13 protein-coding genes are annotated in these 14,237 nt (G+C 66.5%); 5 read left to right on the forward strand and 8 right to left on the reverse strand.

Annotation, left to right across the window (positions count from 1 at the left end):
* The first annotated feature begins 16 nt into the window (after positions 1-16).
* A complete protein-coding gene (locus tag FHU31_RS28160; RefSeq protein ID WP_167164223.1) occupies positions 17-661 on the forward strand; it encodes a GPP34 family phosphoprotein in 645 nt (214 codons plus the stop codon).
* On the opposite strand, the gene FHU31_RS28165 is transcribed toward FHU31_RS28160, so the two are convergent.
* The 5 genes from FHU31_RS28165 to FHU31_RS28185 all read right to left on the reverse strand — a co-directional run bounded on the left by FHU31_RS28165 (position 658) and on the right by FHU31_RS28185 (position 6,327).
* Positions 658-1,830 (reverse strand): cystathionine gamma-synthase, encoded by a 1,173-nt coding sequence (locus FHU31_RS28165; RefSeq protein WP_167164225.1) that lies wholly within the window; start codon positions 1,828-1,830, stop codon positions 658-660. The genes FHU31_RS28160 and FHU31_RS28165 overlap by 4 nt on opposite strands.
* A 79-nt stretch (positions 1,831-1,909) precedes the next feature.
* Complete coding sequence (locus tag FHU31_RS28170; protein ID WP_167164227.1) at positions 1,910-2,917, reverse strand: DUF2189 domain-containing protein; 1,008 nt, start codon at positions 2,915-2,917, stop codon at positions 1,910-1,912.
* An 84-nt stretch (positions 2,918-3,001) separates the two neighbouring features.
* Entirely contained in the window at positions 3,002-3,661 is a 660-nt protein-coding gene (locus FHU31_RS28175) for an Rv1078 family RDD domain-containing protein (protein ID WP_167164229.1), read from the reverse strand.
* Positions 3,662-3,851: 190 nt separating this feature from the next.
* The gene (locus FHU31_RS28180; RefSeq protein ID WP_167164230.1) at positions 3,852-5,246 is read right to left on the reverse strand and encodes a cystathionine beta-synthase; all 1,395 of its coding nucleotides are present in this window, start codon (positions 5,244-5,246) and stop codon (positions 3,852-3,854) included.
* Between the two features lie 43 nt (positions 5,247-5,289).
* On the reverse strand, positions 5,290-6,327 hold the full coding sequence (locus FHU31_RS28185) for an alpha/beta hydrolase fold domain-containing protein (RefSeq protein ID WP_167164232.1): 1,038 nt from the start codon (positions 6,325-6,327) through the stop codon (positions 5,290-5,292).
* A gap of 195 nt (positions 6,328-6,522) precedes the next feature.
* Between FHU31_RS28185 and FHU31_RS28190 the strand changes: the two genes are divergently transcribed.
* The 3 genes from FHU31_RS28190 (at position 6,523) to purT (ending at position 9,984) form a co-directional block, all read left to right on the forward strand.
* Complete coding sequence (locus FHU31_RS28190; protein WP_167164234.1) at positions 6,523-7,458, forward strand: SGNH/GDSL hydrolase family protein; 936 nt, start codon at positions 6,523-6,525, stop codon at positions 7,456-7,458.
* A 47-nt stretch (positions 7,459-7,505) separates the two neighbouring features.
* Positions 7,506-8,723, forward strand: a complete 1,218-nt coding sequence (locus tag FHU31_RS28195; RefSeq protein ID WP_167164236.1) for an acetyl-CoA C-acetyltransferase — start codon at positions 7,506-7,508, stop codon at positions 8,721-8,723.
* A gap of 73 nt (positions 8,724-8,796) precedes the next feature.
* Positions 8,797-9,984: a formate-dependent phosphoribosylglycinamide formyltransferase gene (purT, locus tag FHU31_RS28200; RefSeq protein ID WP_167164238.1), complete on the forward strand. Its 1,188-nt coding sequence runs from the start codon at positions 8,797-8,799 to the stop codon at positions 9,982-9,984.
* Between the two features lie 21 nt (positions 9,985-10,005).
* Here the strand turns inward: purT and FHU31_RS28205 are convergent, their stop codons facing one another.
* Together FHU31_RS28205 and FHU31_RS28210 are read right to left on the reverse strand one after the other, a co-directional pair.
* Positions 10,006-10,755: a YoaK family protein gene (locus FHU31_RS28205; protein WP_167164240.1), complete on the reverse strand. Its 750-nt coding sequence runs from the start codon at positions 10,753-10,755 to the stop codon at positions 10,006-10,008.
* Positions 10,752-12,569: an ABC transporter ATP-binding protein gene (locus FHU31_RS28210; protein ID WP_208411497.1), complete on the reverse strand. Its 1,818-nt coding sequence runs from the start codon at positions 12,567-12,569 to the stop codon at positions 10,752-10,754. The genes FHU31_RS28205 and FHU31_RS28210 overlap by 4 nt, the downstream gene beginning before the upstream one ends.
* Before the next feature lie 76 nt (positions 12,570-12,645).
* On the opposite strand from FHU31_RS28210, the gene FHU31_RS28215 reads away from it, so the two are divergent.
* Complete coding sequence (locus FHU31_RS28215; protein WP_167164242.1) at positions 12,646-13,254, forward strand: TetR/AcrR family transcriptional regulator; 609 nt, start codon at positions 12,646-12,648, stop codon at positions 13,252-13,254.
* 90 nt (positions 13,255-13,344) lie between these two features.
* On the opposite strand, the gene FHU31_RS28220 is transcribed toward FHU31_RS28215, so the two are convergent.
* Positions 13,345-14,193: a Bax inhibitor-1/YccA family protein gene (locus FHU31_RS28220; RefSeq protein WP_090362609.1), complete on the reverse strand. Its 849-nt coding sequence runs from the start codon at positions 14,191-14,193 to the stop codon at positions 13,345-13,347.
* Positions 14,194-14,237 lie beyond the last annotated feature (44 nt).

Genomic DNA, 14,237 nt, shown 5'->3' on the forward strand with positions numbered 1-14,237 from the left:
CTAGGGTTGATCCCCGATGGCCCAGATCGCCGAGGACCTGCTTCTGCTCCTGCTCGACAATTCGTCGGCCCTCCCCGGCCTTGAACGACGACGGCGTCAGCGCGTCGTCGGCGCGGCCGTACTCCTGGACCTCGCCCTTGCCTGCCGGGTTCGGCCGGCGGTCGACGGTGAACGGGTTGCGCCGGGGCACCTGGTCGCGCTGACCGGGACCGGCCCCCTGGACCCGGTGACCGGCCCCGCTTTCGAGCTCCTGCAGCGCCGTCCCCTGCGGCCCGCGACCGCGCTGACCAAGCTGCACAAGCACAGCGAGGACCATCTGGTGGGCTGGCTGGAGCACATCGGGCAGATCCGCCGGATGCCACAGCCCGACACCTTGCCTCTCGTCCGCCGAGATCGCGTCGACGCGGCCCGCGCGGCCTTGCTGGCGGCGCTGTTCGACCGGCACCCTCCCCCACCGCCGACCGCGGCCATCATCTCGCTGCTGCACGCGGTGGACGGCCTCGGTGCGCTGCTGAGCCTCAACGACCGCGGCTGGCGCTGGGTACATGCCCGCGCCGGTGAGATCGCGCTGGGCAGCTGGGTCGACGAACAACCGACGGGGCTCGCGGAGGTCAACCTCGCGGTGACCGCGTCGGCGTTGCGGCAGGCGCTGGCCGGCTAACCGAGCGCGTGCTCGAGGTCGCCGAGCAGATCGGCGGATTCCTCGATACCGACCGACAACCGGACGAGATCGTCGGGCACCTCCAGCTGCGATCCCGCAGTGGAGGCATGCGTCATGGCGCCGGGATGCTCGATCAGCGACTCCACTCCGCCCAAAGATTCAGCAAGAATGAAAATCTCTGTGCGCGCGCATAATTCGTGGGCCGCAGCGCGTCCGCCCTTGAGCCGCACCGACACCATGCCACCGAATCCGGTCATCTGCTTGGCCGCGACGGCATGCCCGGGATGGCTGTCCAGCCCCGGATACAACACCGCCGCCACGGCTGGATGTTCGGCCAGGAATTCGGCGACCTTGGCCGCATTCTCGCTGTGCCGCTGCATCCGCAGCACCAGGGTCTTGAGGCCCCGCATGGTCAAGTAGGCGTCGAACGGGCCGGGAACCGCGCCCGCCCCGTTCTGCAGAAATCCGAACGCCGCGTCCAGTTCCTCGTCGCTGGTCAACAGGACACCACCCACCACATCGGAGTGCCCGCCGATGTACTTGGTGGTCGAGTGCAGCACGATATCCGCCCCCAGGGTCAGTGGCTGCTGCAGCGCGGGTGAGGCAAAGGTGTTGTCCACCAGAAGTTTCGCGCCACGCGCACGAGCCACGGTGGCCAGCGCGGCGATATCGGCGATGTTGAGCAGCGGGTTGGTCGGTGTCTCGACCCAGATCAGCTTCGTCTGCGCCGTGATGGCCGCGGCGACGGCATCGATATCCGACAGCGGCACGGGCGTGTGGGTGATACCCCACTGGGTGAAGACCTTGTCGATCAGGCGGAAGGTGCCGCCGTAGGCGTCATCGGGGATGACGACGTGATCGCCGGGGCGCAGCACCGCGCGTAGTGCGCAGTCGGTGGCGGCCATCCCGGAGCTGAACGCACGCCCGTAGTCGGCCTGCTCGACGGCGGCCAGCGACGCCTCCAGCGCGGCCCGGGTCGGGTTACCGGTGCGGGCGTACTCGAACCCGCCCCGCAGGCCGCCCACACCGTCCTGGGCGAAGGTCGAACTGGCGTAGATGGGGGCGTTGACGGCGCCGGTGGCCGGATCCGGCCGGTAGCCCGCGTGGATCGCCCGGGTCGCCAGACCCTGCCACCGGTGTGCGTCCGAGGAACTCTTCTGCTCGCTCATACCCCTCAGGCTAGTGGTGCGCGCCAAACGCGAAACGGGGTGGACCGGATGCGGTCCACCCCGTTTCGGCTCGAACGGTTTACGGCGTCAGCGCAGCGACCGGACCACCGGAGAGCTTCCGGTAGGCGTAGACGGTGATCAGCGACACCACCGGGTAGGCGACGATGAGGCCGACCAGGCACGCCAGCGTGCCGACGATGAAGATGCCGATCGTCGTCAGCCACGTCAGCGCCACCGGACCGAAATTGGCCTTGGCGATGTTGAAGCTGGTCGTGATGGCGTCGATACCGGACACGTTGCGGTCCAGCACGATCACCGTGGTGAACATCAACATGATGGTCGCGATGATGCCGGGCACGATGCACAGCACGATCCCGATGGCGACGATGATGCCGGACACGACCGACGCGATGATCACGTTGCCCACGTTGCGCGGCTTGAAGAACGAACCGATCTCGACCTGTTGCCCATTGGCGATGTCGAGCATGCCGCCGACGTAGGCGGACTGCACCACCGCCGCGACGACCAGCATGACGATGCTGCCGATGATGGAGACGACGATGCCACCGGCACCCATCGAGACGCTCGCCGCGTAGCCACCGTCGTAGCTGGTGTAGCTGTCGGTGGTGGTGAACATGCTCGAGATGAACTGGATGATGCCCTGCAGGACCGCGTACACCACGCCGAACACCAGCGTCGGCACGAGGATTGCGGCCGCGTTCTTGCTGAACTTGTTCCACGCCCAGGAGAACGCCTCACCGACGCTGTATCCCTGGCCGGGGCCGCCGAACGCCGGTGCACCCGGATATCCGGGCGGCGGCGGCGCATAACCACCCTGTGGTGGCGGCGGTGGGGGGTAACCGCCGGCCGGCGGCGGCGGGTAATTCCCTTGCGGCGGCGGATAGTTACCGGCCGGCGGGGGCGGGTAGGCACCCGGTGCGGGCGGCGGCGGGTAACCGCCGGGGGCCGGCGGGGGCGGGTAGCCACCCGGCGCGGGCGGCGGGTAGCCACCGGCGGGCGGGACGTTCTCCGGTGGCGGATATCCGCCCGGCGGGTAGTTGCCGGGCGGAGGTGGTGGCTGAGTCATAACACCCTCTCGTCAGTCGGTCGTTACGGTGAAACGCCGGTCCGCACAGTGATTTCGCGGACCGGCGCTTCGGTTGAGCCTAGGTCAGAGCGGCAGGCAGACGGACTTCACGATCTTGTCCACGAGCGTCTGCCGCTTCTGGTCCCACAGCGGGAACAGCACGGCGACAATCCAAATGATGCCGCACACACCGGAAAACACCAGGTAGATCAACTCGCGCACGATGGACATACCGAAACCCAAAGGCTGCCCGGTGTTTTCGTTGATCACCTTGAACTTCATGATGCCCTTGCCGATGCTGGACCCCGTCGTACCCTGCCGGTAGCCGAGATTCCAGACGATGAAGGCGAAGGCAAGGATCGAGCACACCGCGATCGAGACCTGCCCGAGCGTCGAGGCACCGGTTGCGCAGAAGTCACCGAGGTCGTACTCCGAGGTCTGGGTGATACAGACCGTGTCTTGGGTGCCCAGCAGCAGTCCCCAGCCGATCCCGACAATGATGTAGACCGGGATGTAATCGAGAATGTAGGCCAGCACACGGGTCAACCACGGCGTGTACGCGTCCTGCGGCAACCCACCGCCGGGAGCCGGTCCCCCGAATCCCGCACCGAAACCCGGACCCGATCCCCCGCCCGGCGGCGGAGGCGGCGGGAAGCCACCCTGCGGCGGAGGCGGATAGCCACCACCGGGAGGCGGTGGGGGTGGCGGGTAATTTCCAGGCGGCGGTGGCGGAGGTGTGGTCATGGACGCCTTCCAAGGTGAGGAAATTAGCTGACTATGAGCGGTGTCACCCTACCTGAGAATTCGCCCGAAATGGCGACCATAGCCATTTCTTCATCGCCCCGACATAACGACCGTGGCACGCCAATCATTAGTGTAAGTAATTGATTTCGCACCTATCAAACTGCGACGGACACCGTGAAAACGCGGGCGTCTACCGGGGGAAACCGCCGTCGGAAAGCGATCCGAGAAGATCATGGCGGGTAAGCACACCGATCGGTTTGCCATCCTCGACGACCATCAGCGCGTCGTAATCGCGCAAAGTCTTGGCCGCGGTGCTGAGCAGTTCGCCGGAACCGATCAGTGGCAGCGGTGCGCCCATATGGTCGCCGACCGCGTCGGCCAACTTCGCCCGTCCCTCGAAGACGGCGGAGAGCAGGTCCCGCTCGGATACGCTGCCGGCCACCTCGCCGGCCATCACGGGCGGTTCCGCACCGACGACGGGCATCTGCGACACCCCGTACTCACGCAGGATGTTGATCGCGTCACGGACGGTTTCCGACGGATGGGTGTGCACAAGATCCGGCAGCTCACCGGACTTGCGCCGCAAGATGTGCCCGACCGTGACCTCTTCGATGGACCCATCCAGCCTGCTGCGCAGGAAGCCGTACGACGACATCCACGCATCGTTGAATACCTTCGACAGGTAACCGCGTCCACCATCGGGCAGCAACACCACCACCACGGCGTCGGGGCCTTCCCGCTCGGCCACCCGCAGCGCCGCCACGACGGCCATCCCGCACGAACCGCCGACCAGCAGGGCCTCCTCGCGGGCGAGCCGGCGGGTCATCTCGAACGAATCCGCGTCCGACACCGCGATGATCTCGTCGGGCACGGTCGGGTCATACGCACTGGGCCAGAAATCCTCACCGACACCCTCGACCAGGTACGGGCGCCCGGTGCCGCCCGAGTACACCGAACCCTCCGGGTCGGCCCCGATGACCTTGACCCGTCCCTCGGACACCTCTTTGAGGTAACGGCCGGTTCCGGTGATGGTGCCGCCGGTACCGACGCCCGCCACGAAATGCGTGATCTTGCCCTCGGTGTCGGCCCAGATCTCCGGACCGGTGGTCTCGTAGTGGCTGGCCGGCCCGTTCGGGTTGGAGTACTGGTCGGGCTTCCATGCCCCGGGCACCTCCTCGACCAGCCGGTTGGAGACGCTGTAGTAGCTGTCCGGGTGGTCCGGCGGCACCGCCGTCGGGCACACCACGACCTCGGCGCCGTACGCGCGCAACACGTTCTGCTTGTCCTCGCTGACCTTGTCCGGACAGACGAAGATGCACTTGTAGCCGCGCTGCTGCGCCACCAGCGCCAGACCGACTCCGGTATTGCCGGAGGTCGGTTCCACGATGGTGCCACCAGGTTTGAGGGCGCCGCTGGCCTCGGCCGCGTCGATCATCTTCACGGCGATCCGGTCCTTGGAACTGCCGCCCGGGTTCAGGTACTCGACCTTGGCGGCGACCAGTCCGGCGCCGTGCGGCACAACCGAGTTCAGCTGAACCAGCGGGGTGTTACCGATGAGGTCACTGATGTGCCTGGCGATGCGCATACATCCATCGTGTCAGGCCGCGCCATCAGTCACCAAGCGGGAGTCACCAGGTGGCTTCGCGAATGTACTCACCGATCTGGCGCAACGAGCGCGTCGCCTCGTTCACCAACGGCGAACACAACTGGAAGACGTGCATCTGGCCTGGCCAGACCCTTACCTCGACCGGTACGCCCTCGGCGGCCAGCATTCGGGCGGCCTTTCGCGCATCGTTGAGCAGAACCTCCGAACCCGACACGTGAATGAGCGTGCGGGGCAGTCCCGGCTCGATGTAGTCCAGGGGTTCGTACACCTCTTCCCCGGTCTTGTCCGCGGCCCTGCCGATCAGTTCGGCGAGTGCACCGAACGCGTGCGGCGGGAACATCGCGTCACCGTCGAGATTCGGATGCTGTTCGCGGCCGGCGTTGTCGATCTCGAACAGCGGCGAGAGCGTCACCATGGCGGCGGGTTCCTCACCTTCGGCCAACAGCCGCTGAGCAAGCGCCAGCGAGAGGTAGCCACCGGCCGAGTCCCCGGCCAGCACGATGTGCTCGGGCGCATAACCGGTCAGCCGCAGCCAGCGGTAGGCGTCGTAGCAGTCGTCGAGCGCCTCGCCGATCGAATGTTTGGGCAGCTTCCGGTAGTTCACGACGAACATCGGGCTGTCGGCGAACTTCGACAGGCTCTCCACCAGCCGGCCGTGCGTGTTCACACCGCACGACAGGAAGGCCCCGCCGTGCAGGTACAGCACGACGCTGCGGTTACCGTCCGCCGGCAGCACCCCGTCGGCGCGGACCAGTTGCGCCGTGCAGTTCGGCAACGCGATGGTGGCACGCACGGTGCCGGCCGACGGCCGCAGGACTCGCGCGGCGAAGTCCACGATCCCGAACGGCCAGGGCAGCGTAGGAGCGTGGCAACCGATTGCCAGAATCGGCTTGATGGTCATCCGAGCGGCCAGGGAAGCCAGTCGGCCGGCGATACTCGGACCGTCTTCGACGACCTCGACCGGGGCCCAGTCACTGACCGGGAATCGACGTACTCGATGGGCTCTAGCTGCACTGATAGCAGCACGAGAGGAGCCTGAGATCTCACTTGGTGCCGTCATCGCCACCACTTCCTACGCCGTTGTAGTGCCCGGATAAGTCTGGTTACTTAGCCAACCGGAGTAACTTAGCTTGCCACCGTCAATATGTTCAACAAATCAAAGTGCCGATTTGGTGCCGCACTCGATACCGCAACGTGACCGTTCGGACAGCTCGAGCTCACTGACATCCGTGCACAGATCACTAAAATCAACCGGGTGGGCACACCGCGTCGGTCAACCATCGCTCTGGCGGCCGCGGCCGTCGCGTCAACGGGTTCGGCCTATGTCGGGGCTCGCACCCTTCTGACCGGACAAGCCGCCAAGACGCGCCAGGTCATCCCCAAATCCTGGGACGTGCCACCCCGCGCCGACGGCGTCTACCACCCCGGCGGCGGACCGGTCGAACGTTTCCAGCGCGGTGTCACCTTCGATCTGCACCTGATGGTCTTCGGCGATTCGACCGCCACCGGCTACGGCTCGCAGTCGGCCGAAGAGGTACCGGGCGTGCGGATCGCCCGGGGGCTGGCAGAGCTGTCCGGCAAGCGGGTCCGGTTGAGCACGAAGGCGATCGTCGGCGCGACATCCAAAGGGCTGTCCGGTCAGATCGACGCCATGTACGTGGCGGGTCCGCCGCCGGACGCGGCGGTCATCATGATCGGCGCCAACGACATCACCGCCGTCAACGGCATCGGTCCGTCGGCACGCCGGCTGGAGTCGGCGGTGCGTCGACTGCGGAACAGCGGCGCCGTCGTCGTCGTGGGCACCTGCCCGGATTTCGGTGTCATCTCCGCGATCCCGCAACCACTGCGCTGGTACACCCGCAGCCGCGGGCTGAGCCTGGCGCGCGCCCAGGCCGCGGCCGTGCGCGCGGCCGGCGGGGTGCCGGTGCCGTTCTCGGATCTGCTGGCACCGCATTTCCAGCAGGCACCCGACAGGCTGTTCTCGCCGGACGGCTACCACCCGTCCGGCGAGGGGTACGCCCTGGCAGCCGAGCAGTTGCTGCCGGCGCTCTGCGACGCACTGGGTGAACACGATCCCGAGTCGCCGTTGCAGTCGGCGAACTCGGTGTTCGGCCGGGTCAGCAGCCTGACCCGGCTGTGGCGGCGCACCACGGGCGTACCCGCACCGATCGTCGCTCCTGTCACGGGTTAGGTTCTGGGGGAAGCAACCCCTCCACCTCGGGAGCCAGAGGAGCCATCATGCCCGAAGCCGTCATCGTTGCCACTGCCCGTTCACCGATCGGCCGCGCCGTAAAGGGATCGCTGGCCACCATGCGTCCCGACGACCTGGCCGCCCAGATGGTGCGCGCGGTACTCGACAAGGTGCCCTCGCTGGACCCCAGGGACATCGACGACCTGATGATGGGCTGCGCGCAGCCCGCCGGCGAGGCCGGCTACAACATCGCGCGTGCGGTGGCCGTCGAACTCGGCTACGACTTCCTGCCGGGCACCACCGTGAACCGGTACTGCTCGTCCTCGCTGCAGACCACCCGGATGGCCTTCCACGCCATCAAGGCCGGCGAGGGTGACGTGTTCATCTCCGCCGGTGTCGAGACCGTGTCCCGCTTCGGTGTCGGCGCCGCCGACGGTGCGCCCAACAGCAAGAACGCCATGTTCGACGAGGCGCAGGCGCGCACGGTCAAGCAGGCCGAAGGCGCCACCGAGTGGCACGACCCCCGCGAAGACGGCCTCATCCCCGACGTCTACATCGCCATGGGCCAGACCGCCGAGAACGTCGCGAACTACACCGGCATCAGCCGCGAGGACCAGGACCACTGGGGCGTGCGGTCGCAGAATCGCGCGGAGGAGGCCATCAAGAACGGCTTCTTCGAGCGCGAGATCGTTCCGGTGACGCTGCCCGACGGCACCGTCGTGTCCACCGATGACGGTCCGCGCGCCGGCACCTCCTACGACAAGATCAGCCAGCTCAAGCCGGTGTTCCGGCCCAACGGCACGATCACCGCGGGCAACGCCTGTCCCCTCAACGACGGCGCCGCCGCGGTCGTCATCATGAGCGACACCAAGGCCAGGGAGCTGGGGCTGACCCCGCTGGCGCGGATCGTCTCCACCGGGGTGTCCGGGCTGTCGCCGGAGATCATGGGCCTGGGCCCGATCGAGGCCATCACCCGGGCATTGGCCAAGGCCGGCAAGACGATCTCCGATATCGACCTGGTCGAGATCAACGAGGCCTTCGCGGTGCAGGTGATCGGGTCCGCCCGCGAGCTCGGCATCGATGAGGACAAGCTGAACGTGTCCGGTGGCGCCATCGCCTTGGGTCACCCGTTCGGTATGACCGGCGCCCGCATCACCGCGACGTTGCTGAACAACCTGGCGACCTACGACAAGACCTTCGGTATCGAGTCGATGTGCGTCGGCGGCGGCCAGGGTATGGCGATGGTCGTGGAGCGACTGTCCTGATTTCACCGTGCACTGGGGGCGCGAGCATGCGACATGTTCGCGCCCCCGGCGCATCACAGACACCCGAGGAACCATGACCACTCTCGGAACACCGCTGTCGGCGCACGCCACCCGGGTGATGCTGCTGGGTTCGGGTGAACTGGGCCGCGAAGTCCTGATCGCCTTGCAGCGCCTCGGCGTCGAGACCATCGCCGTCGATCGCTACGACAACGCGCCCGGCCATCAGATCGCGCATCACGCGCGCACCATCTCGATGACCGATCCCGATCAACTCCGGGCGCTCATCGAAGCCGAGAAGCCCGACCTCGTGGTGCCCGAGATCGAGGCGATCGCCACCCCGACGCTGGAGGCTCTGGAGGCCGACGGCGTGGTGCGGGTGATCCCGACGGCGCGGGCAGCGCGGCTGACCATGGACCGCGAGGGTATTCGCCGGCTGGCTGCCGAAACCCTCGGTCTGCCGACCAGTCCGTACCGATTCTGCGATTCGCAGGACGAACTACAAGCCGCGATCGACGAGAGCATCGGCTATCCGTGCGTCGTCAAGCCGGTGATGAGCAGTTCGGGCAAAGGCCAGAGCAAGATCGACGGCCCGGATGACGTGGCCGCGGCGTGGGCCTACGCCATGTCCGGCAGCCGGGTGAGCAACACCCGCATCATCGTCGAGGGATTCGTCGATTTCGACTACGAGATCACGCTGCTGACGGTGCGGGCCGTCGATGGCACCCAGTTCTGCGAACCGATCGGACACAAACAGGTCAGCGGCGACTATGTCGAGAGCTGGCAGCCTCACCCGATGTCCGCCACCGCCCTCGAGCGTGCGCAGCACATCGCGCGCACGGTGACACAGGATCTGGGCGGGCAGGGCATCTTCGGTGTCGAGCTGTTCGTCAAGGGTGATCAGGTCTGGTTCAGCGAGGTCAGCCCGCGGCCGCACGACACCGGCATGGTGACCATGGTGACGCAGTGGCAGAACGAGTTCGAGCTGCACGCCCGGGCCATCCTGGGCCTGCCGGTCGACACCTCACTCAAGACCCCGGGGGCGAGCGCGGTGATCTACGGCGGCGTGGATGCCGAGGGCATCGTCTTCGACGGGGTGGACGACGCACTGCAGGTGCCGCGCACCGACATTCGGCTGTTCGGTAAGCCGGAGAGCTTCGTGAAGCGCCGGATGGGTGTGGCGCTGGCCTACGACGCCGACGTGGACACCGCCCGCGCCAACGCCGTCCAGGCAGCGAGCCGGGTCATCCCACGCGCGGTGTAGCCACGTCGATCGGCAGTCAGCTCATCGCTCGTCGTGCACCAGGAATCGCGGATGGTCCAAACGCCACGCCCCCAACGTGATCAGTGCGCCAATGATCCACAGTGCCAGCAGAGAATCCTGGGTTCCTATGACGGAGAACGCGATACCGCCGGCCGCAGCACCGGTCAGAAAACCGATGTAAGTGCTCAGATGGGGCACCCAGGCCCACCGGGTGACCCCGGCCAGGTGCAACGAGGCGCCCTGTCCGATCTTCACCAGCGTGCCCGTCACGTATGACAACGGCATGACCACCTCGCCCCGCCGGCTTATCGACGTATTGAGAGCACCCAGACCGAAGGCCAGGCACAGCACCGGGATCGCGCCTATCTGCGGCCCGTCATCCGGGAGCAGCACGTCACAGAGCCACGCGACGAACGACGCCGATGTCGCCATGATCGTGGCGCCGTGCCTGGCCTTGCGCCACAGGTACAGCCGGGCGAGTGTGGCTGTACCGACGCCGAACAGGAAGGCGGCGACCGCAGTGGCCGCCGAAATTCCCAACGCGTGATTGCCTTTCAGGTGCTCGAGCACCATCCGCTCGGAGTTGCCGGTCATGAACGTGACATACCAGCCCGAGGTGTAGAGCCACGCCGCGGCGCCCGTGGCCCCTGCCAGGACGGCCAGCAGCGCCGCCAGCGCCATCTCTCGCCCGTCGTGAAATGGTCCGAGAGCTGGATTCTTGACAGCCGCGACGGGCGATGTCGTCGATGTCGTCGATGTCGTCGATGTCATTGTTGAGGAGCCTTTCCGGATGCGGCCGATATTTCGTCGGGATGACGGGGTGGATCGAGCCGTAGCGAATCGACCAGTCGGCGGTACAGCACGCAACGTGCCAAGAGATCCTGATGGCGGCCGAGGTCTACCACCCGTCCCTGATCCATGACGACGATGGTGTCCGCGTCGATGACCGTGGAAAGCCGATGCGCGATGGTGAGCACGGCTCCGGTGCGAGCCTGTTCCCGAATGACCTGGTGCACCGCAGATTCCGAGAGTCCGTCGATCTGGGCGGTCGCTTCGTCGAGCAGCAGCACCTCCGGGTGCGCCAGCACTGCCCTGGCCAGCGCGATGCGTTGCCGCTGTCCACCGGAGATGGTCGTACCGGCCACGTCGGTGTCGAGTCCGTGTTCAAGGCCGTCGACGAAATCGGTCAGCCGGACCCGTTGCAACACCTCGGCGATATCGCCCTCGGACGCTGCCGGATTGGCGAACACGAGGTTGTCGTACAGGCTTCCCGGCAGCAGGGGGGTGTCCTGCTCCACGTAGCCGAGGCGGGCTCGGACCGCAGCTGTGGAGAGTTCGGAGTATGCCGTTCCCGACATCGACATCCGACCGCTCTCGGGCTCCATGAACTTGAGGATCAAGGAGAACAGCGTGGTCTTGCCTGCACCCGACGGACCGACGATTGCGGTATGCCCCCGCCGCGGGATCTCCAGGCTGACGTCCCGCAGCACCGCAGGGGCCCCGAGGTGATAGCCGGCCGTCACTCCGTCGAAGGCGAGTACCGGTGCGGCGACATCATCCTGTGCCGTCGGCGTCGACTCGGCCGAGTCGGATTCGACAGCCAGGGCCTGCACTTCGCGCATCCGGCCCGCGGCCGCCACACCCGCCTGCAAGGTGGTCAGGTCGTTGCTCAATTCCATTGTCGGACCGAGTAAGCCGACGGTGTAGAGCAGGAAGGCCACCAGCGTCGACATCGTCATCTGACCGGTGGTCACCAGGTAGGCGCCACCACACACGATCAGCAACGTGGCCGTCTGAATCCCCGAGAAGGCGATGCTCCACACCAGCGCCTCGCGCCGCACCGCACGCAGACCCTGCAGCCTGGACTCCGAGGCGTGCGCCACCAGTGCATCGGCTTGACTGCGCTCAGCGGCCGCCACCTTGACCGTCTTGATCGCACGCAGGGTGCTCTCCAGCGCCCCACCCAGGATGCCCAACGACTCCTGTGCGCGCTCCTGTGCCTGGCCTATCGCCGGCATCAGTATCGCGAACACCAGGGCGATCACGACGATCGCACCGATCGTGACCGCACCGAGCAGCGGATTCAGCACGACCATCATCACCAGGGTCCCCACCAGGGTGATGGTGCCGTTGACCAGACCGACCACGCTCGAAGACGCCGCCTCCCTGAGCAACACGGAGTCACTGGTCACGCGAGTGACAAGTTCGCCGGTCGGTCGCGCCTGCAGTGGAATCAACCGCGCCAGGAGAAACCGATGGACCATCGTCCGGCGCGCGTCATAGACGACGTTCTCGGCCAACGTTCCCAGGATCACCCACTGGCACCAGCTCAGCGCGGTGCCGGCCACGATCAGTCCGGCAAGCAGGATGATCGGGCCGCCGAACAGGCTGCCGGCCGCCCCGATCGAGTCCAGCACCCAACGCGTGACCAGTGGCGTGGCGAGTTCGGCAGCGGCAACACCCAGTCCCAGAACAAGTGCGAAGGCCAGCTTGGGAGCCTGTGGGCGCGCGAATGCCCACAGGATCGAGAGCCTGGACCGCTGCTCTTCCGGAGCACGCGAGATCGCTGTGGTCGTGGATGCCATACCCATAATTAGGACACAGGTGTCCTAATTTCGTCAACCAGTGTCCGATTCAGCTCCCATGGTGGACGATAGGGGCATGACGTCGCCGATCGAATCCACACGGTTGCGGGACAGAATGCGCGCAACACTGCTCCTCGCCGCCATCGACGTAGTCAGCGACAACCCCTCGGCGACCATGGGGGACGTGGCCACCGCGGCCGGGGTCGCCCGGAGCACGCTGCACCGGTATTTCCCGGACCGCGCCTCCCTGATGGACGGCATCGAAAGACACGTCGAAGCCCAGTACGAGGAAGCGATCGAACAGGCGCACACTCACGAAGGCACCGGCCTGGCCGCCTACACCAGGATTGTCGATGAGCTCCTGGAACGACTCGACAGCCTGGGCTGGTGGATGCGCGCCGCCTGCGAGGACGACGTCGACGACTTCGACTGCGAGGCCGACCGCGGCATCCTGGCCGTGGTGCAGCGCGGCCAGCAGGATCACACCCTGGACCCGCGATTCACACCCGCGTGGATGGTCACCATGACCTGGTCGCTGCTGTCCTCTGCACACCAAGACATGCGCCACGGGCATCAGCCTCGCCGAGCGATCCGCGATATGTGCCGCACCGCACTGCTCAAGCTCGCCGCTTCCCCGGTGGCTTCTGCCGAAGACGCACAGGACGACATGACCCGGAGGCCGTGACCGTCGAGGAGATCGTTGGAATCGACCCGTTCGACCGCGAGCATGAAAAAGGGCGCCCACGCTGTGGACGCCCTTTCTCTCGCCGTCGTGCTAGTCGTTGTTGAAGTAACTCAGCAGGCGCAGGATCTCGATGTACAGCCAGACCAGGGTGACGGTCAGGCCCAGGGCGATGCCCCACGCGGCCTTCTCCGGCGCACCGGCGCGGATCAGCTGGTCCGCGGAATCGAAGTCCACGAGGAACATGAACGCGGCCAAGCCGATGCAGACCAGGGAGAACACGATGGCGAGCGGGCCACCGCTACGCAGGCCGAAACCCTCGCCGCCGCCGACACCGAAGAGTGCGAGCACCATGTTCAGCAGCGCGATCGCCACGACACCGAACATCGCGGCCACCAGCATCCGGGTGAACTTGGGCGTCACCCGGATCGCTCCGGTCTTGTAGACCACCAGCATGCCGACGAAAACGCCCACCGTGCCGAAGACCGCCTGCGCGATCATGCCGGGGCCGCCGGTGGAGACCAGGTTGGCGAACAGGAAGGACGCCGCGCCGAGGAACAGACCTTCCAATGCGGCGTAGCTCAGCACGATGGCCGGGTTGTCCTGCTTGCGACCGAACGTCGCGATCATCACCAGCGCGAAGCCACCGAGACCGCCGATGGCCACGAACGGCATCATCAGTCCGTAGTTCTGCGACACGAGGAAGTACGACAGGACGCCGACGACCGTCACCACGGCCAGGGTGATACCCGTCTTGGTGACGACATCATCGATGGTCAGCGGTCGCGAGACGCCGCGCTGCTGGTCCGGGTACTGCGTGACATAAGGTTCCGCATCACGCACTTGCTGCGCACCGAAGCTCGCGGCTCCGGTACCGAATTGCGCGTATCCGCCCTGCTCTTTCGGCAGGGAGCGGAATACCGGGTTGCTGCTCTCGCGCACCGTAGGTCCTCTCCTGTGCTGTAGGTCCGGCGTTCCCGGACGTA

Source organism: Mycolicibacterium fluoranthenivorans, from assembly GCF_011758805.1.
In the GTDB taxonomy this organism is placed as follows: domain Bacteria; phylum Actinomycetota; class Actinomycetes; order Mycobacteriales; family Mycobacteriaceae; genus Mycobacterium; species Mycobacterium fluoranthenivorans.

What these genes read in the sequence shown, in the direction of transcription:
- FHU31_RS28160 (WP_167164223.1), top strand. Translation starts at nt 17, where the DNA reads ATGGCCCAGATCGCCGAGGACCTGCTTCTGCTCCTGCTCGACAATTCG.
- FHU31_RS28165 (WP_167164225.1), bottom strand. Translation starts at nt 1,830, where the DNA reads ATGAGCGAGCAGAAGAGTTCCTCGGACGCACACCGGTGGCAGGGTCTG.
- FHU31_RS28170 (WP_167164227.1), bottom strand. Translation starts at nt 2,917, where the DNA reads ATGACTCAGCCACCACCTCCGCCCGGCAACTACCCGCCGGGCGGATAT.
- FHU31_RS28175 (WP_167164229.1), bottom strand. Translation starts at nt 3,661, where the DNA reads ATGACCACACCTCCGCCACCGCCGCCTGGAAATTACCCGCCACCCCCA.
- FHU31_RS28180 (WP_167164230.1), bottom strand. Translation starts at nt 5,246, where the DNA reads ATGCGCATCGCCAGGCACATCAGTGACCTCATCGGTAACACCCCGCTG.
- FHU31_RS28185 (WP_167164232.1), bottom strand. Translation starts at nt 6,327, where the DNA reads ATGACGGCACCAAGTGAGATCTCAGGCTCCTCTCGTGCTGCTATCAGT.
- FHU31_RS28195 (WP_167164236.1), top strand. Translation starts at nt 7,506, where the DNA reads ATGCCCGAAGCCGTCATCGTTGCCACTGCCCGTTCACCGATCGGCCGC.
- purT (WP_167164238.1), top strand. Translation starts at nt 8,797, where the DNA reads ATGACCACTCTCGGAACACCGCTGTCGGCGCACGCCACCCGGGTGATG.
- FHU31_RS28205 (WP_167164240.1), bottom strand. Translation starts at nt 10,755, where the DNA reads ATGACATCGACGACATCGACGACATCGACGACATCGCCCGTCGCGGCT.
- FHU31_RS28210 (WP_208411497.1), bottom strand. Translation starts at nt 12,569, where the DNA reads ATGGCATCCACGACCACAGCGATCTCGCGTGCTCCGGAAGAGCAGCGG.
- FHU31_RS28215 (WP_167164242.1), top strand. Translation starts at nt 12,646, where the DNA reads ATGACGTCGCCGATCGAATCCACACGGTTGCGGGACAGAATGCGCGCA.